The 23,559-nt window shown below is 71.4% G+C and carries 20 protein-coding genes; 4 read left to right on the forward strand and 16 right to left on the reverse strand.

What is annotated here, in order from left to right:
• Window positions 1-164: 164 nt before the first annotated feature.
• Both DEJ20_RS11395 and glgB read left to right on the forward strand, forming a co-directional pair.
• Window positions 165-2,165, forward strand: a complete 2,001-nt coding sequence (locus DEJ20_RS11395) for an alpha-1,4-glucan--maltose-1-phosphate maltosyltransferase (protein WP_181431648.1) — start codon at window positions 165-167, stop codon at window positions 2,163-2,165.
• The gene (glgB, locus tag DEJ20_RS11400) at window positions 2,162-4,696 is read left to right on the forward strand and encodes a 1,4-alpha-glucan branching protein GlgB (RefSeq protein ID WP_111236538.1); all 2,535 of its coding nucleotides are present in this window, start codon (window positions 2,162-2,164) and stop codon (window positions 4,694-4,696) included. The genes DEJ20_RS11395 and glgB overlap by 4 nt, the downstream gene beginning before the upstream one ends.
• Window positions 4,697-4,783: 87 nt before the next feature.
• Here the strand turns inward: glgB and DEJ20_RS11405 are convergent, their stop codons facing one another.
• A complete protein-coding gene (locus tag DEJ20_RS11405) occupies window positions 4,784-5,794 on the reverse strand; it encodes a tetratricopeptide repeat protein (RefSeq protein ID WP_111236537.1) in 1,011 nt (336 codons plus the stop codon).
• Window positions 5,791-7,533 carry a DUF8094 domain-containing protein gene (locus DEJ20_RS11410; protein ID WP_111038568.1) on the reverse strand — a complete coding sequence of 581 codons (1,743 nt, stop codon included), beginning with the start codon at window positions 7,531-7,533 and terminating at the stop codon, window positions 5,791-5,793. Before DEJ20_RS11410 ends, DEJ20_RS11405 begins: the two co-directional genes overlap by 4 nt.
• 184 nt (window positions 7,534-7,717) lie before the next feature.
• Here DEJ20_RS11410 and DEJ20_RS11415 point away from each other — a divergent pair, with 184 nt between their 5' ends.
• Window positions 7,718-9,559 carry a coiled-coil domain-containing protein gene (locus tag DEJ20_RS11415; protein WP_111236536.1) on the forward strand — a complete coding sequence of 614 codons (1,842 nt, stop codon included), beginning with the start codon at window positions 7,718-7,720 and terminating at the stop codon, window positions 9,557-9,559.
• Window positions 9,560-9,646: 87 nt separating this feature from the next.
• Here DEJ20_RS11415 and DEJ20_RS11420 read toward each other — a convergent pair whose 3' ends face one another.
• The 10 genes from DEJ20_RS11420 to DEJ20_RS11465 all read right to left on the reverse strand — a co-directional run bounded on the left by DEJ20_RS11420 (window position 9,647) and on the right by DEJ20_RS11465 (window position 18,445).
• The gene (locus DEJ20_RS11420) at window positions 9,647-10,396 is read right to left on the reverse strand and encodes an alpha/beta hydrolase (RefSeq protein ID WP_111236535.1); all 750 of its coding nucleotides are present in this window, start codon (window positions 10,394-10,396) and stop codon (window positions 9,647-9,649) included.
• The gene (locus DEJ20_RS11425) at window positions 10,393-10,695 is read right to left on the reverse strand and encodes an Rv1322 family protein (RefSeq protein WP_110863985.1); all 303 of its coding nucleotides are present in this window, start codon (window positions 10,693-10,695) and stop codon (window positions 10,393-10,395) included. Before DEJ20_RS11425 ends, DEJ20_RS11420 begins: the two co-directional genes overlap by 4 nt.
• A gap of 12 nt (window positions 10,696-10,707) precedes the next feature.
• Window positions 10,708-11,616 carry an aggregation-promoting factor C-terminal-like domain-containing protein gene (locus tag DEJ20_RS11430; RefSeq protein ID WP_258377267.1) on the reverse strand — a complete coding sequence of 303 codons (909 nt, stop codon included), beginning with the start codon at window positions 11,614-11,616 and terminating at the stop codon, window positions 10,708-10,710.
• 147 nt (window positions 11,617-11,763) lie between these two features.
• Window positions 11,764-12,312: a DivIVA domain-containing protein gene (locus tag DEJ20_RS11435; RefSeq protein ID WP_181431647.1), complete on the reverse strand. Its 549-nt coding sequence runs from the start codon at window positions 12,310-12,312 to the stop codon at window positions 11,764-11,766.
• A 75-nt stretch (window positions 12,313-12,387) separates the two neighbouring features.
• Window positions 12,388-13,332 carry a phosphatidate cytidylyltransferase gene (locus DEJ20_RS11440; RefSeq protein WP_111236569.1) on the reverse strand — a complete coding sequence of 315 codons (945 nt, stop codon included), beginning with the start codon at window positions 13,330-13,332 and terminating at the stop codon, window positions 12,388-12,390.
• A 65-nt stretch (window positions 13,333-13,397) separates the two neighbouring features.
• On the reverse strand, window positions 13,398-13,952 hold the full coding sequence (frr, locus tag DEJ20_RS11445; RefSeq protein WP_111236533.1) for a ribosome recycling factor: 555 nt from the start codon (window positions 13,950-13,952) through the stop codon (window positions 13,398-13,400).
• Window positions 13,953-13,999: 47 nt separating this feature from the next.
• Complete coding sequence (gene pyrH, locus DEJ20_RS11450) at window positions 14,000-14,719, reverse strand: UMP kinase (RefSeq protein WP_027465872.1); 720 nt, start codon at window positions 14,717-14,719, stop codon at window positions 14,000-14,002.
• 127 nt (window positions 14,720-14,846) lie between these two features.
• Window positions 14,847-15,674 carry a translation elongation factor Ts gene (gene tsf / locus DEJ20_RS11455; RefSeq protein WP_027465873.1) on the reverse strand — a complete coding sequence of 276 codons (828 nt, stop codon included), beginning with the start codon at window positions 15,672-15,674 and terminating at the stop codon, window positions 14,847-14,849.
• An 88-nt stretch (window positions 15,675-15,762) separates the two neighbouring features.
• Window positions 15,763-16,680 carry a 30S ribosomal protein S2 gene (gene rpsB, locus DEJ20_RS11460; RefSeq protein ID WP_027465874.1) on the reverse strand — a complete coding sequence of 306 codons (918 nt, stop codon included), beginning with the start codon at window positions 16,678-16,680 and terminating at the stop codon, window positions 15,763-15,765.
• Window positions 16,681-17,002: 322 nt separating this feature from the next.
• Window positions 17,003-18,445: a sugar porter family MFS transporter gene (locus DEJ20_RS11465; RefSeq protein WP_258367097.1), complete on the reverse strand. Its 1,443-nt coding sequence runs from the start codon at window positions 18,443-18,445 to the stop codon at window positions 17,003-17,005.
• Between the two features lie 319 nt (window positions 18,446-18,764).
• On the opposite strand from DEJ20_RS11465, the gene DEJ20_RS11470 reads away from it, so the two are divergent.
• Window positions 18,765-19,388 (forward strand): murein hydrolase activator EnvC family protein, encoded by a 624-nt coding sequence (locus DEJ20_RS11470; RefSeq protein WP_146245496.1) that lies wholly within the window; start codon window positions 18,765-18,767, stop codon window positions 19,386-19,388.
• A 66-nt stretch (window positions 19,389-19,454) separates the two neighbouring features.
• On the opposite strand, the gene DEJ20_RS11475 is transcribed toward DEJ20_RS11470, so the two are convergent.
• The 4 genes from DEJ20_RS11475 to DEJ20_RS11490 are packed head-to-tail and all read right to left on the reverse strand — an operon-like array spanning window position 19,455 to window position 23,557.
• Window positions 19,455-20,387, reverse strand: coding sequence for a tyrosine recombinase XerC (locus DEJ20_RS11475; protein WP_111236490.1), 933 nt, complete (start codon window positions 20,385-20,387; stop codon window positions 19,455-19,457).
• 25 nt (window positions 20,388-20,412) lie between these two features.
• Window positions 20,413-21,648, reverse strand: a complete 1,236-nt coding sequence (gene dprA / locus DEJ20_RS11480) for a DNA-processing protein DprA (protein WP_111236491.1) — start codon at window positions 21,646-21,648, stop codon at window positions 20,413-20,415.
• Window positions 21,648-23,171: a YifB family Mg chelatase-like AAA ATPase gene (locus DEJ20_RS11485; protein WP_111236492.1), complete on the reverse strand. Its 1,524-nt coding sequence runs from the start codon at window positions 23,169-23,171 to the stop codon at window positions 21,648-21,650. Before DEJ20_RS11485 ends, dprA begins: the two co-directional genes overlap by 1 nt.
• Window positions 23,168-23,557 (reverse strand): YraN family protein, encoded by a 390-nt coding sequence (locus tag DEJ20_RS11490; protein WP_111236493.1) that lies wholly within the window; start codon window positions 23,555-23,557, stop codon window positions 23,168-23,170. The genes DEJ20_RS11485 and DEJ20_RS11490 overlap by 4 nt, the downstream gene beginning before the upstream one ends.
• Between the last annotated feature and the right edge of the window lie 2 nt (window positions 23,558-23,559).

Below are 23,559 nucleotides of genomic sequence, written 5' to 3' on the forward strand. Positions count from 1 at the left end.
TCGGGTGCGGCCCGGCGTCGCGACCGACCGACGGACGGGAGGCCCGTGGCGGCCCCGCCACGGGCCTCCCGTCCGGTCCTCAACAGGCTCCACGGCGCGCCCGGCCCTCCACAGCGGGCCGATTCCGGGGAACGCGGAGCCGCTCGCCGGGTAGCGTCGCTTCCGTGGCCACCGCAGACCGACCCCGCCGCCCGAAGATCGGGCGCATCCCGATCACCGAGCTCGCCCCGAGGACGCCGAACGGCTTCCCCGGCAAGGCATTCGACGGCGAGGTGATCACGTTCGGTGCAACCGTCTTCCGAGAAGGACACGGCATCATCGGCGCCGACCTCGTCCTCGAACGCCCAGACGGTGGAACCCGCACCGTCCCCATGACCCTCGGTGCCCCCGGCACCGACCGCTACGAAGCCACGGTGCAGGTCGACCACGTCGGCGTCTGGACGTGGCACGTCGAGTCGTACTCCGACGACTGGGCGAGCTGGCTGCACGGCGCACGCCTGAAGATCGCGGCCGGCGTCGACACCGAGGCGACCCTGCTCGACGGTGCCGTGCTGTTCGACCGGCTGGCCGAGGAGACCGACTCCCCCGCCGCCACCCGTGCCGCCGCACGCGTCCGCGACACCGACCTCGACCCGGCCGAGCGCCTGGCCGCCGTCGACGACCCGCGGATCGTCGCCGAGGTCGAGGAAGCCCCGCTCACCTCGCTCCGGACCCACTCCGCCACCCAGCTGCTCGACGTCGAACGCACCCGCGCCGGCGTCGGTGCCTGGTACGAGTTCTTCCCCCGCTCCGAAGGCGCGAAGAAGAACCCCGACGGCTCCTGGAAGAGCGGCGACTTCCGCACCGCGGCGCGCCGTCTGCCCGCCGTCGCCCGGATGGGCTTCGACGTCATCTACCTGCCGCCGATCCACCCCATCGGCACCACCGCCCGCAAGGGGCCGAACAACACGCTCACGCCCGGGCCGAACGACCCCGGCAGCCCCTGGGCGATCGGCTCCCCCGAGGGCGGGCACGACGCGATCCACCCCGACCTCGGAACCGAGGACGACTTCCGCGACTTCGTCGAGACCGCGAAGAACACCGGCATGGAGGTCGCGCTCGACTTCGCGCTGCAGTGCTCCCCCGACCACCCATGGGTCACGCAGCACCCGGAGTGGTTCACGCAGCGCGCCGACGGCTCCATCGCGACCGCCGAGAACCCGCCGAAGCGCTACCAGGACATCTACCCGATCCAGTTCGACACCGACCCCGAGGGCCTGGTCACCGAGGTCGAGCGCGTCCTGCGCCACTGGATCGACTTCGGCATCCGCATCTTCCGCGTCGACAACCCGCACACCAAGCCACTCTGGTTCTGGGAACGCGTCATCCGTGAGATCCGCGACGAGCACCCCGACACCGTGTTCCTCGCCGAGGCGTTCACCCGCCCGGCGATGATGCGCGCGCTCGCCGAAGCCGGGTTCCAGCAGTCGTACTCGTACTTCACCTGGCGCAACACCAAGGACGAGATCGAGGACTACTTCACGGAGCTCTCGCACGAGACGAGCGACTACCTGCGCCCGAACCTCTTCGTGAACACCCCCGACATCCTCACCGAGTACCTGCAGTTCGGCGGCCGTGCCGGCTACAAGGTGCGTGCGGCGCTCGCCGCCACCGGGGCGCCGACGTGGGGCATGTACGCCGGCTACGAACTCTTCGAGGACGTCGCCCGACCGGGCTCCGAAGAGAACATCGACAACGAGAAGTACGAGTACAAGCCGCGTGACTTCGCCCTGGCCGAGGCCGAGGGGGCGTCGCTCGCGCCGTACGTCACGATGCTCAACCGCCTCCGTGCGGCGCACCCCGCGCTCCGACAGCTGCGGAACCTGCACGTGCACGCCGCCGAGGACCCGGCGATCGTCGTCTACTCGAAGCACCTGTCGGGCGAGTACATCCGGTCAGGACGCCCCGACACCGTGATCGTGGTCGCCAACGTCGACCCGCACTCCGCCCGTGAGACCACCGTGCACCTGGACCTCGCCGCACTCGGTCTGCCGACCGAGGGCCTGTTCGACGTCCGTGACGTCGTGACCGGTCAGCGCTGGACCTGGGGCGCGTCGAACTACGTCCGCCTGGACGCGTTCCAGGAGCCCGTGCACCTGCTCGTCGTGGAAGGACCCCACCGATGACCACCGAACCGACCGACCCCACGAAGCGCGGACCGGCCGTCCCGCCGGTGCCGCCTCCGCCGCCGGCCGTGCCGCGGTACGAACCGAAGGTCTCCGCGCCCGACGAGGACCTGCCGGGCGCGCCGCCGGTGCAGCGCGAGGCGCCCGACCGCGGCGTGGCGGAGTCCGCCACCCTCTCCGGGCACCCAGCCGACCCGACGCACCCGCGGCAGCCGTCCGTCGCAGCCGCGGCATCGTCGGACGCCCCGACGGCCCCGACCGGAGGTGCCGCACCCGTGGTCCGGCCGGCCTCCGTCGAGGCTCCGGCTGCTCCCACCGCTGCTGCCCCGGCTCCGGCCGCCGCCGGTACGGCCACGGATCCGCGTCCGGCTCCGATCGAGGACTGGCTGCGTCTGCAGGTGGCCGAGGGCCGCTGGTCCCAGCCACACGACGTGCTCGGCCCGCACCCGGTCGACGGCGGCACCAGCGTCCGCGTCGTCCGGCACCTGGCCCGTGCGGTGCGGATCGTCCGCCCCGACGGCGACGACATCGAGCTCACGCACGAGGGCGACGGGCTCTGGGCCGGCGCCACCGCCGACTCGCTCGGTCGCTACCGCGTCGAGTCGGAGTACGACTACGACGAGTCCACGGACGAGGACGACGCCACCTGGACCACCGACGACGCGTACCGGTTCGCCCCGACGCTCGGCGAGCTCGACCTGCACCTGTTCGGCGAGGGCCGTGACGAGCAGCTCTGGCACCACCTCGGCGCACACGCCCGCACGGTCGACGGTGTCGACGGTGTCGCGTTCGCCGTCTGGGCACCCCGGGCGACCGCCGTCCGCGTGATCGGCGACTTCGAGGGCTGGGAAGGCCGCACCACCGCGATGCGCCGTCTGAGCGACCTCGGCGTCTGGGAGCTGTTCTGGCCCGGCGCCGTCGTCGGGCAGCGCTACAAGTTCCAGATCCTCACCGACTCCGGCTGGGTGGAGCGGGCCGACCCGTTCGCCCGCGAGGCCGAGATCGCGCCGGCGACGGCCTCCGTCATCACCGAGTCCACGTACACGTGGTCCGAGGGCGACGCCGCATGGATGGAACGCCGCGCCCAGACCACCACGCACGACGCCCCGATGAGCGTCTACGAGGTGCACCTCGGCTCGTGGCGCCCCGGCCTGTCGTACCGCGAGGTCGCCGACCAGCTCATCGGGCACATGGAGTACACCGGCTTCACCCACGTGGAGTTCCTGCCGCTCGCTGAGCACCCGTTCGGCGGCTCGTGGGGCTACCAGGTCACCGGGTACTACGCACCGACCGCGCGCTTCGGTTCGCCCGACGACCTGCGCTACCTGATCGACCGCCTGCACTCCGCGGGCATCGGCGTGATCATGGACTGGGTCCCCGGGCACTTCCCGAAGGACGAGTGGGCCCTCGGGCGCTTCGACGGCTACGCGCTGTTCGAACACCCGGACCCCCGCCGCGGCGAGCAGCTCGACTGGGGCACCTACGTGTTCGACTTCGGGCAGCCGCAGGTGCGCAACTTCCTGGTCGCGAACGCGCTGTACTGGCTCGAGGAGTTCCACATCGACGGCCTGCGGGTCGACGCGGTGGCCTCGATGCTGTACCTCGACTACTCCCGCACCGACTGGCTGCCGAACATCCACGGCGGCCGCGAGAACCTCGACGCGATCTCGTTCCTGCAGGAGACGAACGCGACGGCGTACAAGCGCTACCCCGGCATCGTCATGATCGCGGAAGAAAGCACCTCGTGGCCGGGCGTGACCCAGCCGACGAGCGCCGGTGGGCTCGGCTTCGGGCAGAAGTGGAACATGGGGTGGATGCACGACTCGCTCGAGTACGTGCAGCGCGACCCCGCGTACCGCAGCTACCACCACGACGAGATCACGTTCTCGTTCGTCTACGCGTTCAGCGAGCAGTTCACCCTGCCGATCAGCCACGACGAGGTCGTGCACGGCAAGGGGTCCCTGTACGGCAAGATGCCCGGCGACGAGTGGCAGAAGCTCGCCAACGTGCGTGCCTACCTGGCGTTCATGTGGGCACACCCCGGCAAGCAGCTGCTCTTCATGGGCCAGGAGTTCGCGCAGCCCGCCGAGTGGTCCGAGGCGAAGGGCCTCGACTGGTGGCTCCTCGACCAGCCCGGCCACCGCGGTGTGCAGGACCTCGTCGCGGAGCTCAACCGCGTGTACAAGGACTCTCCTGCGCTCTGGACGCACGACTCGACGGCCGACGGCTTCGAGTGGCTCGAGGGCGGCGACGCACCGCACTCGACCCTCGGGTTCCTCCGGAAGGACGGCGACGACCGGGTCGCAGTGTTCGTGAACTTCTCCGGCGTGCCGGTGGAGCGTCGCTTCGGGCTGCCGACCGCTGGTGAGTGGCACGAGGTGCTCAACACCGATGCTGCCGAGTACGGCGGCTCCGGAGTCGGCAACCTCGGCGTCGTCACGGCGGAGGACACCCCGTGGGCGGGCCGCCCGGCCTCAGCGCACCTCGTGGTGCCGCCGCTCGGCGCCGTCTGGCTGAAGCTGGCCCAGTAGCCCGGCCAGCGTCCTCGACGCGACCGACTGACAGACGGGAGGCTCGGTGCCAGCTGGCACCGGGCCTCCCGTCTGTCTCGTGCGGGGCTAGTACAGGGCGTTCGCCAGGCGGCGGCGCGCCGCGACGACGCGCGGGTCCTCGCTGCCGATGAGCTCGAAGTACTCGACGAGCCGGACGCGCAGGGCCTCACGGTCGTCGCCGAACACCGTCGGCACCAGGTCCAGAAGACGCCCGAAGGCGTCGTCGACGTGCCCGCCGGAGATGTCGAGGTCGGCGACCGCCAGCTGTGCCTGGACGTCCTGCGGGCCGGCGGCTGCTGCCGCACGGATCTCGTCGGCTGTCCGACCGTTGAGCCGGTCGAGCAGCGACACCTGTGCGAGTCCCGCGACGGCCATCTGGTCGTGCGGGTCCTGCAGGATGGCGGTCTTGTACTCCTCGATCGCGGTGGCGTAGTCACCCTGCTCGATCGCGTCGTACGCGGCCTGGTGGTGCGGCGGGAGCGGCTCCGGCTCCGGCTCGCCCTGCTCGGCGTCGGTGGGGGCCGCTGCGCCGTCGACGCTCACGCGACCGGCCACGCCGTTCTGCTCGGCAGCCTGGAGCACCTGCTCGTAGACGTCCCGGACCTGCGCCTCGGGCAGTGCCCCGACGAAGAGCCCGAGCGGGCGCCCGCCGATGACGGCTGCGACGGTCGGGATCGACTGCGCCTGGAACGCCTGCACGAGCTGCGGGTTCGTGTCGGCGTCCACCTTGGCGAGCACCACGCGGCCGTCGTACTCCGCGGTGAGCTGCTCGAGGATCGGCGAGAGCTGCTTGCACGGCCCGCACCACTCGGCCCAGATGTCCACGATGACCGGGACGACGTTCGACAGCTCCAGGACGTCCTGGAAGGTCGCGTCGGTGACGTCGATCACGAGCGACGGGACGGTCAGGTCGGCACCGTTCGCGGCGCCGGCCTCGGTGCCGGGCGCGGCTCCGCCGGCGGAACCCGCCGGGGCGGGAGCACCGGACGGCTGGGGCGGCCGCTGTGCACGGTCGACGAGGGACGACAGGTCCACGGCTCCGCGGAGCCCGGACGGGGTCGGGGGGATGTTGCTCATTGCACCTCACTCGCTGCGGTCAGGCCCTGTGTGAACCCGAGCAGGACCACTTTGCCATCCGAGGCGACCGGCGGCACGTAGAAGAGCAGCTGGACGCTGTAGGTCGCGCTGATGCCCTTCTTGCTGGTGTCCACGCCGGACAGAGCCTTGACGGCACCCTCGGTGTTCACCTCGGCACCCGACGCGGTCGGGGTCACCTTCTCGATCTCGTCCAGGTCCGCGGAGACCAGGGCGCCGGCGTCGTCGGTCGCGATGGCGACGGCGGAGTCGGCGGGCACCTCGGACGAGTACTCGATCTTCGCCGTGTCCGGCAGGGCCTTGGCCTTCTTGTCCTTGTACGCCTTGCCGATGGTGGTGCGGAGCGCATCGCCCTCGGTCGCGAACAGGTCGGCGTACTCGCTGGCGGTGTCCTTCGACAGGATGTCGCCGTAGGCGGTCGCGACCTGGTCGGGCTGGATCGTCAGGAGCTTCGACTCCGGCGCGAGCAGTGCGGCACCGATCGTCGTCGGGGCGAGGCTCGGGATCTTCGCGTCGGCCTCGAGCGAGACGTCGTACGCCACCTTGTAGGGATCGCGGGCGGTGTCCTGAACCAGGGTCAGGGCCTGCGGCGCGGACTTGGCGTCACAGTCCTCGGCGACGATCGTGAAGACCGTTCGGGGCCAGGTGTCGGTCTGCTGCGGCAGCGCGACGCACACCTGCGCGGCCGAGATCGCCGGCGGTGCCTTGACGTCCGAGTCCTTGCCGCGGATCGAGTAGTTCGCCAGACGGAGATCGAGCGCCGCTCCGGAGAACCGGGTCCGGACCAGGTCACGGTCGCGCGCCCCGTCGGCCTGCTCGGCGACGGCGGCGGTGCGCTGCACGATGCGGGTGATCTGCTGCTTGGTCGCAGCCGTCGGCTCGGTCGTCTCCGCAGCCCCCGTGGCGGTGGCCGTCGGGGTCGGCGTGGCGAGCGACGGGTCGCCGCCCTGCGGCCAGTAGTCCGAGGAACAGCCGGCCAGGGTCAGGGCGCCGACGAGCAGCACCGGGACGCCGATGAGTGCGCGCGTGCCGCGACGACCGCGACGCGGCACCTGCGCACCGGCGGCGGCGGCTCGACGGGACGCACGCACCCGCGGCGGGCGGCTCCCGCCACTGCGACGGCGGGGACCGCGGCCACGGCGCTGGTGCAGGAAGGCGAGGACGAGCAACACGAGGCCTCCGAGGACGAACACGCCGCCGGCCACGAGCAGCGGACCGACCGCCGGCGTCGCGGTGTCCTGCGGCCAGGTGACGGACACGTCGCTCGGTGCTGCGGCCTTGCCGTCGCTCACGACGAGGACCGAGACGTCCTGCGGCAGGCGGACGGTGAACTGCCCGGCACCGTCGTACTCCTGGTACCAGAGGTCGCTGCCCTTCGGCGACGGGACGCTGGTCTCGCTGCCCGAGGTCGACCCGACCAGCGAGCCCTTCTCGGCGTCGAAACGGAGCGTGGTGTGCTCGGCGTCACCGATCCAGGCGTCGACGTCGGCGGTCTTGCCGTAGGCCGCGAAGACCTTGCCGGAGCCGGACACGTTGATGCGCTGGTAGCCGGGGTTGGCGTTGAGCGTCGTCCCCGGGATCACGGTCACCGGGGCGGAACTGGTCGTCGAACTCTCGGCCACGAGCGAGGACGGCGGCGCGAACACGGTCCGCTGTCCCACCGCCAGCGCCACGAGCAGCAGACCGATGACGAAACTGACGATCGCCAGGACGAATCGCACGAACTCTCTCCCTACCGCGCCGGGGTGGGGATGTCGGCGCGCGAATCAGCGACTCAGGATAGCGAGCAACGCTGGACAGCGCATCAATCCGCGCTGTCGCCGGACTCAGACGACCCGCTCCGGCCGCCACTACAATCGACCGCGGGCCGATCCGGGCCCTCCGCCGAGCACCCAGGAGCGACACGTGGCGAACGACGAGGCCGAGTTCGGGACCGAGCTGCGGGGGTACCGCCGCGACGAGGTGGAGCGTTCGCTGAACGACCTGCGCCGCGAGCTCATCAAGTCGAACAACGACCGCGCCGACGCCGCGAAGGAGATCCGTCTCCTGCAGGCCCGGGTCTCCGAACTGCAGGGCGAGCTCGACGAAGCCGGCACCCCCACGTACAGCGGACTGGGCACCCGCCTCGAGTCCACCCTGCGTGTGGCCGAGGAGCAGTCGACCCGCCTCATCAGCCAGGCGGACATCGACGCCCAGCGCCTCCGGGCCTCGAGCCGTTCCGAAGCCGAGCGCACCGTCCGCGAGGCCCAGGAGGAAGCGCGCGACACCCTCGAGGACGCCCGCACCCGCGCCACCAACGAACTGACCCGCGCCCGCGCCGAGGCAGCCGACACCGTCGAACGTGCCCGGGCCGAGGCCGGTCTGCTCACGCAGGACGCCCGTAACGAAGCCGCCGCGATCCGCGGAGCCGCCGTGACCGAGGCCGCCGAGGTCCGTTCCGTCGCCATCCGCGAGACGAACGCACTGCGCGCCCAGGTCGAGCACGAGGTCGCCGAGCTGCGCGAGATCGCCCAGCGCGAGTCCGCCGACGCCCGCACCGCTGCCGCCGAGCTCGACCGCGAGACCGAGCACCGCCGTTCGGTCTTCGAGGCCGACCACGCCCGCCGCACCGAGGACCTCGACCGCGAGGAGACGACCCGGCGAGAGGCCCTGGAGCGCGAGGTCACCGAGGGCCGTGCCGCCTGGCACCGTGAGCGTGACGAAGAGCAGCAGGCACACGCGCTGGCACTCGAGACCGGTCGCGCCGAACTCGAGTCCGAGGTCACGCGCCGACGCGCCGAGCTCGACTCCGAGGTCGCGGACCGCCGCCGCGAGCTCGACGAGGAACTCGCCGCGGCCCGCGCCCAGTGGGACCGCGAACTGGCAGCAGCCCGCACCGCACTCGAACAGGAGATCGAGGCGGCCCACGCGCAGCTCCGCGTCGACGAGGAGCAGACCCGCGTCGAGAACGCACGACTGGTGCAGGAGACCGCCGACCGGATCGCCCGTGAGCTCGAGGAGCACGACGCCCGGATCGCGCAGGAGCGCGCCGAGGCCGACGCGGCAGCCGAGCGTGCCGTCCGGGAGCACGAGAACGTCATCGCCGCCCGACGCGAGCGCGAGCACGCCGAGGTCGACACCGAGATCGCCGACCGTCGCACCGCCGAGCTCGGGGTGCTCGAGGCCGAGCGCACCGCCCTGCGGCAGGAGATCGACACCGCCCGCGCCGCCCTGGTCAAGGAGCGCGACGAGGTCCGCGCCGAGATCGCCCGGGAGCGCGACGAGGCCCGCACGACGCTCGAGTCGGAACTCGCCTCCCGCCGCGACGACGCCGAGCAGGACTACCTGCGGAAGCACCACGAGACGGTCACCGAGACGCAGAAGTACCTGGACGAGGCCAACCTGCAGCTCGCCGAGGCCACGCGCCGCGCGACCGAGGCCCGCGAACGCGCCGAACGCCTGCAGCAGGAGGCCGACGACCTCGAGCGCACCAGCACGGCCGAGGCCCAGGAGCACGCCCGCACCATCGTCGCCGACGCGCAGGACCGGGTGCACCGGATGGTCGCCGACGCCGAGGAGCGCACCGCCGGCGTCATCGCCGAGGCCGAGGACCGCCTGGCGGCGATCCGCACCGAACGCGAAGCCGTCGCGGGCTACCTCGAGAACCTCCGCGGGGTCCTCACGAACGCCACGGGCCTGCTCGGCACGGCACCCGCCGCAGCGTCCGCTGCGGACGCTGCCGACGACGTGGACGCGACCGACCGCTGACGGTCCACGGCCTGGAGGCGCGCCCCACGCCTCCAGGCCGTCCCACCTGGTGCAGGTGGCGGGCCGCAGGGCGTCTTCCGGACGTCGTCAGACAGGCCAGTGGGTCGGCAGCGGGGCGCTGCCCGGCACGACGAGGTCGGTGATCGCGTCGAGGACGATCCGCACGTACCGCTCCCCCACCCACAGGTGCTTCGCGCCGGCCACGGGCACGACCCGGACGTTCGGGGCGAGCGCGAACCGTGCCACCGCGGCCTCGGGCTGCAGGAAGTCGTCGTGCTCCGGGACGAGCGCCACGACCGGGACCCCGACGACAGCCCAGCGCGCGAGCTCCTCGTCCGAGGTGCGGTGCAGCGGTGGGGACAGCAGGACGACCCCGGCGACCGTGCCGGCCTCGACGTGTTCGAGCGCGTGCTTGAGGATCACCTCGGTGCCGAAGGACCACCCCACCAGCCACGGCGTCGGCAGGCCGCGGTCGGCGATCTCGGCGACCGCCGCGCGCAGGTCGAAGCCCTCGGACACGCCCTCGCCGAAGACGCCCTCCGACGTACCGCGCGGCGACGTGACGGACCGGAAGTTGAACCGCAGCACCGCGATGTCGGCGAGGGCGGGCAATCGTGCGGCAGCCTTCTTGAGCACGTGCGAGTCCATGAACCCGTGCGCGGTCGGCAGGGGGTGGAGCGTGACGATGGTCCCGCGGGCCGGGGTGTCGGCCGGCTCAGCGAGCTCACCGACGAGCGTCAGGTGGTCGTCCGTGACGAGCTCGACCTCGGTGCGACGGGCCGGCAGCACGGTGGCGGACCGGATCTCGGTGTCGTGCGTCACGTCGTGCTCGGTCATGCGATGCTCCAGCAGTGGTTGTGCCAGTGCCGGCGCGACGCCAGGTCGGCAGCATCGCCGAGCACGCCGTCCGCACGCCAGACCACCACGTGGGCGGTGCCGGGCAGGACGCTTCCGCCGCACCCCGGGCAGATGTACTCCTTCTGCGCCGACGCGGCCGAGATCGGCTGCACCTGGTACTCGCGACCGTGACGGACCTCGGTGCGCTTCCACGAGCTCATCAGCCGGTCGAGGGTGGTCTCCTCGTCAGGCTCGACGTCGCGACCACGGGGACGCCGCGGTCGGTTGCTGCGCGGCACCCGAGCAGCCGATCAGTACCAGTTGTTGGCCTGGCTGTGTCCCCAGGCACCGCAGGGGGTGCCGTAGACGCCGGCGATGTAGTTGAGACCCCAGGTGATCTGCGTCGCCGGGTTGGTCTGCCAGTCGGCGCCTGCCGTGGCCATCTTGCTGCCGGGGAGGGCCTGCGGGATGCCGTACGCACCGCTGGGGTTGTAGGCGTTCACCCGCCAGCCGGACTCCTTGTTCCACAGCGAGACCAGGCAGTTGTACTGGTCGGTGCCCCAGCCACGAGCCGTGACCTGCTGCAGGGCGATCGCCTGCGCGCTGCCCGGGTCAGGCGTCGCGGCGGTGGCGGCGAGCGTGTTGGCGGCCGAGACCGGCTGGGTCTCGGTGGCCGCGGCGTCAGCGCTGTCGTCGGTGGTCTCGGCGTCGGCTTCGTCCTCTTCGACGACGGGCTTGACGACCTTCGGGGCCGGGACGGTGACGTCGTAGCCGTCACGGTCGGCAGCGGCCACGGCGTAGGTGCCGTGCGCGGTGTACTGCTGCGGCGCCGGCGGCGTCTTCACGAGCACCGGGGTGTCGACGGCGGCCTGTGCCACGTCGGCCTGCAGCGGGTTGAACAGCGAGCCGCCGACGAACAGGAACACGCCGACGAAGGACATCATCGGAGCGACCGCGCGCTTGCGGGCGACGGCGTTCACCGACGACGCGGTGGGCTTGACGAGCTTCGGCGTCGCACGGCGCTGCATCGTCGCGGTGCGCTGCTTCGCGGGACGCTGGTCGGCGTCGACCAGGGCATCGTGGGCGAAGGACGCCACACGCTCGTCGGAGACGCGGTTCGCCGCCACCGACTTCGGCGTGGCGACCGGACCCGTCGTCGCGGGCGCTGCCTGCGGGGTCACCCCGAACGCCGACGTCTCCGTCGTGCGGGTTCGCTGCATTGCCGCGCGGCGCTCACCGGAAGCCTGGAGGCTGAGGTGCTCGCGGGTATCGCGGTCGGAGCTTGAGTCTGCCGTGTGCCTGCCCATGAGTAGGACCAGGGTAACGGAACGATCACGGAAAGCGAAGCACCTGGGGACAGCGCGTCGTCACCGGACAGCGAGCATCACTTCGACGACGGCGTCGAGCAGCGCATCGACCTGCGCCTCGCGGTACCCGCCGTGCTTCGGGCGGAAGACGATCGAGCGGACCTCGGTGAGGCTGAGCGGCTTGCCCTCGCGGAAGTACCCGGCGAGCCGGGCGGCGAACGCATCGACGTCCTTCGGGTGGTAGCCGGTGCCGAGCACGCTGACCCGGCTGAACCGCTGCCCGTCGGGCCGCTCGAGCCGCGCCACGACGTCGGAGGCCTTCGTCCGCGCATCGGCGTACCAGGCCTTCTTGCCGACCTCGCTCATCTCCCGCTCACGCTCGCGGGCCGCGAAGGCGTCCTCGAGTCGCTCGAGTGCGGCGTCGACGTGCGACGTGGAGTAGCCGCCCTTGCGCATCGAGAACGCCGTGGCGCGGATCTTCGCGGCCTCGATGCCGGGGGCGCTGTCGTCGGCGGAGTACGCGCGCCGGGCGTCCTCGAGGAAACGCTCGACTTCGTCGACGTCGTAACCGAGGGCGGAACGGGCTGCGGTCGGGAAGGTGGTGGCCACGGCGTCATTCTGCCAGTCCCCGGCCATGGCACAACCTGGACGCGCGGAGTGCGGCGTTCAGCCCGGCACCGGCGGTCAGTGGATGACGATCAGGTACAGCACGTAGGCGACCGCGGCGGACGGCAGGATGCTGTCGATGCGGTCGAGCAGGCCGCCGTGTCCGGGCAGGAACGACGAGATGTCCTTGATGCCGAGGTCACGCTTGATCATCGACTCGGTCAGGTCGCCGAGCGTGGCCGAGCCGGAGATGAGCACACCGAGCAGGACACCCGTCCACCAGGGCAGCCCGAGCATGAAAACGGCTACCAGGACGCCGACGACGATGCTCGCCGCCACGGATCCGGCGAAGCCCTCCCACGTCTTCTTGGGGCTGATGCGGGGTGCCATCGGGTGCTTGCCGAGGTTCAGCCCGGTGGCGTACGCGCCGGTGTCGACCGCGACGACGACGAGGATGAACCCGATCACCCAGAGGTTGCCGTCCGGCTGGGCGGAGAGCAGCACCACGCATGCGCCGAGCAGCGAGATGTAGGCCTGCACGAACAGCCCGTTCGTGAGGTCTCGGGCGACGTTGCCGGCCGGGGGCTTCTGCCGCGCGACGGCGACCTCGACCAGTCGCCAGACGCTGATCAGGACGATGCCGCCGAGCAGGGTGAACAGCGCCGCCACCTGGCCGAGCAGGAACGCCGCCGGCACGATCGCGATCGCGACGGCGACGCTCGGGATCCGCGGGACGTCGCGGCCGGCGAACCGCATCGCGCTCGTGAGTTCGTAGACGCCGACGCCCAGCAGGAACGCCGCGACGACCATGAAGGACGGCGGCCAGAGGAGCAGCGTGCCGAGCATCACGACCGCGAACGCGAGCGCGATGCCGATCGCCGCCGGCAGGTTGCGCCCGGTCCGCGCAGTCAGCGCTTCGTTGCGCGCGCCGAAGTCGGCCTTGCGCTGGCGGAGCTGCGCCTCGAAGTCGGTGCGCGCCGCTCGTGCGCGCGCATCGAAGTCCTGACGGAGCCCCTTCTTCACGGGCCCGCTCGACGCGGGCCCGTGCTCTGCTGTGGGGCGGTCATCGCCCTGGTCGGAGCGACGCATCAGACCTCGAGGAGTTCGGCTTCCTTCTTCTTCAGCGCGTCGTCGATCTGGTCGACGTGCTTCTTCGTCAGGGCCTCGAGGTCCTTGTCGCCGCGCGAGATCTCGTCGTCGGAGATCTCACCCTTGAGTGCGTCGAGGTCGTCCTTGGCCTTGCGGCGGATGTTCCGGATGACGACCTTGTGGTCCTCGCCCTTCATCCGCACGAGCTTCACGAACTCCTTGCGGCGGTCCTTGGTGAGCTCCGGGATCGTCACGCGGACGATGTCGCCGTCGTTCGTCGGGCTGGCGCCGAGGTTCGGGAACGTCGCGATGGAGCGTTCGATCTCCTTGAGTGCCGACTTGTCGTACGGCGTGACGATGAGCGTGCGGGCCTCGGGCGTCTGCAGGGACGCGAGCTGCGCGAGCGGCGTCGGCGTGCCGTAGTAGTCGACCGGGATCTTCTGGAAGAGCGCGGCGTTGATCCGGCCGGTACGGACGGTCGAGAAGTCGTCCTTGGCGACCTCCACGGCCTTCGCCATCTTCTCGGTGGCTTCGGTCAGGACATCACTGATCACGGTGTTACTCCTTCGGTACTGGCGTCGAGTCTAGTCAGCGCCGGCGGTCAGTTGCTGACGACGGTGCCGATGCGCTCGCCACGGATCGCGGCCTGGACGTTGCCCTCGCCCTCCATGCCGAAGACGTGCATCGGCATGCCGTTGTCCATGCAGAGCGAGAACGCGGTGGCGTCGACGACCTTGAGGCCCTTCAGCAGCGCGTCCTGGTAGGTCACGTGGTGCAGCTTCTCGGCCGAGGCGTCCTTCTTCGGGTCGGCGGTGTACACGCCGTCGACGCCGTTCTTGGCGACGAGGACCTCGTCCGCCTTGATCTCGAGCGCACGCTGCGCCGCGACCGTGTCGGTCGAGAAGTACGGCAGTCCGGCACCGGCGCCGAAGATGACGACCCGGCCCTTCTCGAGGTGCCGCTCGGCGCGCCGCGGGATGTACGGCTCGGCGACCTGGGTCATCGCGATGGCGGACTGCACGCGGGTCGCGGCGCCCGCCTGCTCGAGGAAGTCCTGCAGTGCGAGTGCGTTCATCACCGTGCCGAGCATGCCCATGTAGTCGGCCCGCCCGCGGTCCATGCCGCGCTGCGAGAGCTCGGCACCGCGGAAGAAGTTGCCCCCGCCGACGACGATCGCGATCTCGACCTCGCGCGCGGCGACGGCGATCTCCTTGGCGATGGTGCCGATCACGTCGGGGTTCACCCCGAGGGAGCCGGCGCCGAACGCCTCTCCCGACAGCTTCAGCAGAACGCGGCGTCGTCCGGTCTTCTCGTCGGTCATCTGGTCCGCACCCTTCGTCGTGGTCTCGTGGAAATGTACTCGCGGATGTGTCGCGCGCGTGTCGTGCCGGCGCGCGCGAAAAACGGGGCCAGGAACCTGGTTGGTTCCTGACCCCGTCACGGGTTCGTTACGCGCCGACCTTGACGCGGGCGAAGCCCTGGATCGTGATGCCGGCGTTCTCGGCGGCCTTCGCGACGGAGATCTTGTTGTCCTTCGCGTAGTCCTGGTCGAGGAGCGACACCTGCTTGATGTAGGCGTTCACCCGGCCCTCGACGATCTTCGGGAGCGCAGCCTCGGGCTTGCCCTCTTCGCGGGTGATCGCCTCGACGGTCGCACGCTCCTTCTCGATGGCCTCGGCCGGGACCTCGTCGCGGGTCAGGTACGTCGGGTTCGCGAACGCGACGTGCTGGGCGATCGAACGTGCCTCGGCGGCGTTGTCACCCTCGTACGCGATGACGACGGCGATCTGCGGCGGCAGGTCCTGGCTGGTCTTGTGCAGGTAGATCTCGAAGGCCGAGCCCTCGACACGGCGGACCGTGCGGACCTCGAGCTTCTCGCCCAGCGCGGCAGCCGACTCGTTGACGACCTCGAGGACGGTCTTGCCGTCCAGCGGTGCGGCGTTGGCGGCAGCGACGTCGGCGGCACCGGCAGCGGCGACCGCGCCCAGCACCTTGTCGGCGAGGGTCGTGAACTTCTCGTTCTTCGCGACGAAGTCGGTCTCGCTCGCGAGCTCGACGACCGTGGCGGCGCCGTTCTCGGAGGTCGCGACGACGACGCCCTCGGAGGTGGCACGGTCGTCGCGCTTGGCGACGGCCTTGGCACCCTTGATGCGGAGCAGCTCGACGGCCTTGTCGTAGTCGCCGTCGGCCTCGACGAGCGCGTTCTTCGCGTCCATCATGCCGGCGCCGAGGTCCTCGCGGAGCTTCTTCACGTCAGCAGCGGTGAAGTTTGCCATTGACTGGAGTCCTTTCTGGACTGTACGTGTGTGGAGAGTGGAGTGCAGTCGGGGCGCCGGACCCGGTGGGGTCCGGCGCCCCGGCGACTCACTCGGCGGGGGTGGTCTCCGCGGCTGCCTCGGCCTCGGCCGTCGGCTCCGCGTTCTTCGCCTCGTCGGCGATCGGCTCGCCGATCTCCTTCGCGGCGACCTGCGCGTCAGCGTCGTTCTCCTCGACGGGGGCGGCGGGCGCCTCGGTCGTGGCGGCGGTCTCGCCACCGAGGAGCTCCTGCTCCCACTCGGCGAGGGGCTCGCTGGCCTCGTCCTCGTCGCCACCGTTGTGGCGGGTCTTCAGGCCCTCGGCCGCGGCGTCGGCGACGATGCGGGTCAGGAGGCCGACGGAGCGGATCGCGTCGTCGTTGCCCGGGATCGGGTACGTGATCTCGTCGGGGTCGCAGTTGGTGTCGAGGATGCCGATGATCGGGATACCGAGCTTCTGCGCCTCGTCGACGGCGAGGTGCTCCTTCTTGGTGTCGACGATCCAGAGCGCGCTCGGGGTCCGCGTGAGGTTGCGGATACCACCGAGGGTCTTGTGGAGCTTGTCCAGCTCGCGCTTCTTAATGAGGAGCTCCTTCTTGGTGAAGCCCTTCGTCGTGTCGTCGAAGTCGATCTCCTCGAGCTCCTTCATGCGCGCGAGGCGCTTGGAGACCGTCTGGAAGTTCGTGAGCAGACCGCCGAGCCAACGCTGGTTGACGTACGGCTGGCCGACGCGGGTCGCCTGCTCGGCGATGGAGCCCTGCGCCTGCTTCTTGGTGCCCACGAAGAGGATCGTGCCACCGTGCGCGACCGTCTCCTTGACGAAGTCGTACGCGCGGTCGATGAAGGCCAGCGACTGCTGCAGGTCGATGATGTGGATGCCCGAGCGCTCGGCGAGGATGAAGCGCTTCACCTTCGGGTTCCACCGACGGGTCTGGTGTCCGAAGTGGACGCCGCTGTCGAGCAGCTGGCGGATGGTGACGACGGCCATGTGCCGTCCTCCTTCTGTGTTCTCGGCGCGCAGCCGTGCTCTCGCACGTCGCTGCGGACCTGTTGCGGTTGTGTCGATCACGACCGTCGGTCGTGGTCCCTGGTGTCCTGGCACGCGACCGCCCGCTCGCGAGAGCGGGACCGGTGGTCGGGTACCGAGCCCGTGAGGGCCTGGTGGACACGCGAAGTCAGCGCGCATCAGCACGCTGCTGGATAGATGCTAACAGAAGGGAGGCCCGGATCACGCGCGCCTCGCGGCTGACGTGATCCGGGCCTCCTGTCCTGCGATCCGTGCGGAACGGACGCGGTGCGCGACCGGCCGATCAGGCCTTCGCGTCCACCGTGTCGCCGTCGGCGGAGATGCCCATCTCCTCGAGCGAGCGGCCCTTGGTCTCCGGGATCTTGGCGATGACGAAGAACAGCGACAGCAGCGCGAACAGCGCGTAGATGCCGTAGGTGACCGTCAGGTTGAAGCCCGAGAGCACGGGGAACGAGATCGTCACGATGAAGTTCGCGATCCAGTTGGCGGCCGAACCGATGCCCAGCGCCGTGGCGCGGATGCGGTTCGGGAACATCTCGCCGAGCAGGACCCACATGAGCGGACCCCACGTGGCGCCGAAGGACACCACGAAGAGGTTCGCGAAGATCAGCGCGATGACGCCCCACGAGCCGGGGAGGCTCGGGCTGCCGTCGACGATCGTCGCCTGCGAGAACGCGATGGCGACCATGGTGAGCGAGACGAACATGCCCGCGGACCCGGCGACGAGCAGCGGCTTCCGGCCGACCTTGTCGACGAGGAAGATCGCCACGAAGGTGACGGCGACGTTGACCACCGAGGTGATCGTGGAGATGAGGAACGAGTCTTCTTCCTTGAAGCCGACGGCCTGCCAGAGCGTCGTCGAGTAGTAGAAGATCACGTTGATGCCGACGAACTGCTGCAGCACGGCCAGGATGATGCCCACCCAGACGATCGGCTGGAGCCCGAAGCGGTTGCCCCGGATGGAGCCCTTCTTCTCGTTGGCTTCCTTCTTGATGCCGTCCTGGATCTCCTCCAGGCTCGTGTTCACGGTGTCGCGCGGGACGATCTTGCCCATCACGACGCGCGCATCGTCAGCACGGCCCTTGGTGAGCAGGTAGCGCGGGGACTCCGGCAGCGTGATCGCCAGGACGCCGTAGACGACCGAGGGGATCACCCCGACCAGGAACATCCAGCGCCAGGCGGCCAGGCCCCAGACCTCGGCCGAGGCGCTGCCCGCGGTGACGGCGAAGAGCTGGTCGGACAGGAGCGCGGCGAAGATACCGAGCGTGATCGCGAGCTGCTGGAACGAGGCCAGCCGCCCGCGGATCGCCTTCGGGGAGACCTCGGAGATGTACGCCGGTGCGATGACCGAGGCGGTACCGATGCCGAGACCGCCGACGAGACGCCAGATCACGAGGTCCCACGTCGCGAACGCGAACGCCGAACCGATCGACGAGACGAAGAACAGCACGGCGGCCCAGAACATGATCCGGGTGCGGCCGTAACGGTCGGCGAGGCGGCCGGCGAAGTAGGCGCCGAACGCGCATCCGATCAGGGCCGATGCGACCGCGAAGCCGCTGGCCGCGTCGGAGAGGTTGAACTCGCCCTTGATCGCGTCGACGGCGCCGTTGATGACGGACGAGTCGAAGCCGAACAGGAAGCCACCGACCGCCGCCGCGATGGCGAACAGGGTGACCTTCCCCTTGAACGCACGGTCTTCGCCGTGCCCGGTGGTCGTGGTGGACACGATGCTCCTGGGTTCTGCCGCCGTGCAGTTGTGCAGCACGGTGCCCCGGCGGTCGGCTGGTTCGCCGTCCGAGCGGCGTTGCGTGTTCCGGAGCGGCCCCGACTGTACTCCTCGCTCGGGATCTGGTCATAACCGGGGCGGGATCGGGACGGCGCGGGCCTTGCGCGGCGACGCGGAACGACACTGTCGCCGTCGTACGACGTCGGTTCTGTCGTTTCCGTCCTCGGCACGTTCCTCCCCAGGCCTGGAGGCGCGACTCCCCCTCCACGGATCGCCCCCGCCCGCCCCGGGGCCGGGTTCCACCGCCCAGGCTGGGGACATGCGATCGAGCGCGCGTCCCGTCCTGCTGTCCGTGGTGGGTGCGGCGGTGCTGAGCGTGACCGTGCTGGGCGTGACGGTGCTGAGCTGGACCGTGGTGTCCGGTGCCGCGCCGTCGACGGGAGCCGGGGCGTCGGCGGGCTCCGGGGCGTCGGTGGGCGCCGGGGCGTCGGTGGGCACTGCGACCGATTCGGGCCGGGTCGAGGCTCGCTGGGTGTGGCCCACCGGATCGCGGGTGGTCGAGCGCGCGTGGGAAGCACCGTCCTCGGACTACGCCGTCGGCCACCGGGGCCTCGACGTCCCGGCCGCCCTCGGCAGCACTGCCTCGGCGGTGGACGACGGCACCGTGGCGTTCGCCGGCCCGGTCGGCGGCCGCACTGTCGTGACGATCGACCACGGCGACGGACTGGTCAGCACCCTCGACTCGGTGACACCCCTGGTCGCCGCCGGGGACGAGGTCGTGCAGGGCGCGCCGGTCGGGCGCGTCTCGGTCGGGCACTGTCCGGCGTCGGCACCGTGCCTGCACCTCGGTGCTCGCGTCGACCGTCGCTACATCGACCCGACGGCGTACCTGCCGCCGCCTGAGTGGCCGGTGCTCCTGCCCGAGTCGGCCTGGCCCGGATGAGTCGAGCCGACCGGAAACCGATCGGAAACTGACCGGGAACCGACCGGGACACACGTCGGCGCACCGTCAGGCGCGCGGGTGCGCCGTCCGGTAGACCTCGCGCAGCCGCGCCGACGACACGTGCGTGTAGATCTGCGTCGTGCCGAGGCTGGCGTGACCGAGGAGCTCCTGCACCGCGCGCAGGTCCGCTCCCCCGTCGAGCAGGTGCGTCGCCGCGGTGTGCCGGAAGGTGTGCGGCCCGCTCGGGCCCTCGCCCGGCAGGTCACCGAGCAACCGCGCCACCACGCGGTAGGCACTGCGGACGCCGAGTCGGGCGCCACGGTCGCCGAGGAACAGCGCCGTGCCTGCAGGTCCCTCCGCCCGTGCGGCGAGGGCGGTCCGTCCGCGCTCGAGCCACGCCTCGAGTGCGTCCCGCGCCGGAACCCCGAACGGCACCACGCGTTCCTTGCCGCCCTTGCCGAGCACCCGCACGGTCAGGCGTCCGCGATCGACGTCGGTCACGTCGATCCCGACGAGTTCGCTGACCCGGATGGCCGCCGCGTACAGGAGCTCGACCAGGGCCAGGTCCCGCAGCGCCGTCGGGTCGTCCGTCGCCGCTCGGGCACCGAGCCCGTCGAGCAGAGTGCGCACCTGGTCGGCTGACACGACGCGAGGAAGGTGCGCCCCGCCCTTCGGTGCACGGAGCCGGACCCCGGCGTCGGTCGTCGTCACCCCGGTCTCGCTCGCCCAACGCGTGAACGCCCGCACGGACGAGGACCGCCGAGCGATCGTCGACCGGGCGAGCCCCCGGTGGTCGGCGTCCCACAGCCAGTCACGCAGGAGCTCGAGCTCGACGTCGGCGACGCGGTCGACCCCTCGGGTGTCGGCGAACGCCACGAGCTGCTCGAGGTCGTTGGCGTACGCGCGCAGGGTCTGCTCGCTGAGGCCCCGCGCGTGCCGGGCATGCCCGAGGAAGGCGTCCACCGCCACCACCAGTCGACCGTCCGTCCGCGCAACCACGACGTCAGCGTACGGCTGTCGACCGTCATGCCCGGCCCCACCCGCCGCCGCTCGCGACGACGAGTCCCTGCAGCTGCGCCAGGGCGAGCGCGTCGGCGACGTCGGCCGTCGACATGCCCGCCCGACGGGCGATCTCGGCTTCAGGCAGAGCGCGACGACCGAGCGCGTCGAGCACCCGGAGCACCTCGGGGTCCTGCCGTCCGGACAGGAGCGGTTCGTCCGGCACCGCTCCCCCGCTCGTCCCGGTCGCCGGTCTCGCCGCCGCGACCGGATCGCCGGGGTGCACGACGATCTGCGCCCGCCCCTGTGCGATGAGCCGGTGGCACCCGACCGATGCCGAGGACGCGAACGCTCCCGGGACCGCGAACACCGGCCGGCCGAGCTGTGCGGCGTGGTGGGCGGTGTTGAGCGCCCCGGACCGGGCGCCCGCTTCGACCACGACCGTGACGTCGGCCAGCGCGGCGATCAGCCGGTTCCGGGCGAGGAAACGCCACCGCGTCGGTCGCGTCCCCGGAGCCGACTCGGCGAGCAACGTCCCCTGTCGCGCCACGTTGTGGAGCAGCTGCGCGTTCCCCACGGGATAGAGCTGGTCGATGCCACCGGCCAGGACGGCGACAGTGGGCGTTCCGGCGGCGACGGCGACACGGTGCGCCACCGCGTCGATGCCGTAGGCGCCCCCGCTCACGATGCGGAATCCGGCGTCAGCCGCCGTCGAGGTGATCTCCGCCGCGGCCTCAGCACCGGCCACCGTGTTCGCCCGGGACCCCACGACCCCGAGCGCCGGCATCCCGTCGCCGAGGCGCGCACCCGTGCTGCGCGTCCAGAGGACCACCGGGGCGTGCGGCCCGAGGTCGTCCATCGCGGGCGGCCACCCGTCGCTCTCGGGGACCAGCAGTCCGGCACCGACCGCGCCGGCCGCCGCGAGCACGTCGCCCACCTCGACAGCGGCCAATCGGGGCCGCCAGCGTTCCACCGCGGTCTGCAGCACGCCGAGCAGCACCGCTGGGTCCTCGGCACCCGGCACCTCGGCGTCGACGCAGCATCCCAGCAGCGAATCGAAGTCCTCGTCCGCGGCGAGCAGCACCGCACCGAGCGCGCGCTCGGGTCCGAGGCCGTTGACGAGCTCTCCGGCGACGGAGTCCCCCGGTTCGACGATGGCCGACCAGGCAACCCGTGCCGCGGCCTGCACCGGATCCACCGCGGCACCGATGGGCCCGAGCAGGCGAGCCACGATGTCGAGGAGCTCCGTGCCCGCCGGCATCACAGCGCGCTCCGCAGGGCCAAGGCACCCCGGACGTGCGCAGCTGTTGGCCGCTCCACCGCGTCGAGGTCGGCGAGTGTCCACGCCAGGCGCATCACACGGTCCCACCCGCGCATCGTCAGGGTCCCGAGGTCGAGTGCGCGGTCGAGGTCCGCCGTCGACCCGGGTTCAATTCGCCCCTCGGCTCGGAGCCACGTCCCGGTGACCTCGGCATTGCGCGTCCATCCTGTGCCGTGCAGTCGCTCCGCCATGCGGGCTCGTGCTGCCGCGACCGCCGCACGCGCGACCGCCGTCGTCGGGGTGCTGCCGTCCGCGTCCCGCATCCGACCCGTCGTCACCCGGGGCACCAGCACCCGGATGTCCATCCGGTCGAGCAGCGGCCCGGACATGCGGCCGAGGTACCGGCGGACGGTGCTCGGCGAGCACTCGCACGGCTGCCCGTGCGCACCACCGGCATTGCCGCACGGACAGGGGTTCGCCGCCAGGACGACCTGGCAGCGTGCGGGGAACTCGGCCGCTCCCGCCGCACGGTGGATCGTGATCCGCCCGGACTCGAGCGGTTGCCGGAGCGCGTCGAGCACGGCCCGCGGGAACTCCGGTGCCTCGTCGAGGAACAGGATGCCCCCGGTGGCGCGCGACACGGCTCCGGGGCGCAGGACCCCGGATCCGCCGCCGATGAGCGAGACCGCCGACGCGGAGTGGTGCGGGGCTTCCCACGGTGGCTTCGTGCTCCACGACGCGGGGCCCAGCCCGGCGACGGACCGGACGGCGGCGACCTCGAGCGCGGTCTCGTCGTCGAGGTCGGGCAGCAACCCGGGCAGCCGTTCGGCGAGCATGGTCTTGCCGGCGCCCGGCGGCCCGAGCAGCAGGGCATGGTGTCCACCGGCCGCCGCGGCGATGAGTGCTCGGACGCCGACCGGGTTCCCCACGACGTCCGACAGCTCGGCCACGGGACGCGGCACAGCCGTGACCGGGACCGGCAGCACCGGGTCGACCTCGACCGTCGGTAGGAGCGCCCCGGCGTCGATCGCCGCCGCCCGCAACGAGTCCACGCCCCGGATCCGGACCCCGCCGACCACACGGGCCTCGGTCAGGTTGCCGACGGGCAGCACGACGCGGTCCACACCGGCGTCGCGCGCGGCGATCAACATCGGGATCACGCCGGGGACCGGACGCACCCGCCCGTCGAGGCCGAGCTCGCCGATGTAGACGATGCGCTCCGAGACGTCCGACGCGAGACCGGCACCGGCGAGCACGGCCATCGCGATGGCGAGGTCGAACCCCGAACCGCGTTTCGGGATCGCCGCCGGGGTCAGGTTCACGGTGATCCGGCGGGCGGGCAGCGGGCACCCCGCGTTCGCCGCCGCGGATCGCACACGTTCCCGTGCCTCACCCAACGAGGTGTCGGGCAGACCGATGATGCTGAACGCCGGGAGCTGGCTGGTCAGGTGCGCTTCGACCTCGATGCGTCGACCGGTGACCCCGAGGAGCGCGACCGCGGCAGCGCGCCCGATGCCGGTCACAGCACACCCGCCAGGTGCTCGACGACGGTGCGGGGCCCGTCGACGTGGACCGCGACGACGTCCACCCGGACCGCGAGCGCCGAGACCTCGGGATGCGCGTCGAACCACTCGGGCACGAGTCGTCGCATCCGGGTGAGTTTCGCAGCGGTGATCGCCTCGAACGGGTGGCCGGTCGCGGCCCCGGAACGGGTCTTCACCTCGATGAACGCGAGCGTGCAGGAATCCCACGCGACGATGTCGATCTCGCCGCGGGCACATCGCCAGTTCCGTTCGAGCACGCGGAATCCCCGCGCTTCGAGCCAGACCACCGCTCGTTCTTCACCGAATCGTCCGAGTCGACCGTTCCGGAGCGACCGCCCCGGTGGACGTTGCACGTCTTGTTCCATGT

This window comes from Curtobacterium sp. MCSS17_005 (genome assembly GCF_003234225.2).
Classification (GTDB): Bacteria; Actinomycetota; Actinomycetes; order Actinomycetales; family Microbacteriaceae; genus Curtobacterium; species Curtobacterium flaccumfaciens.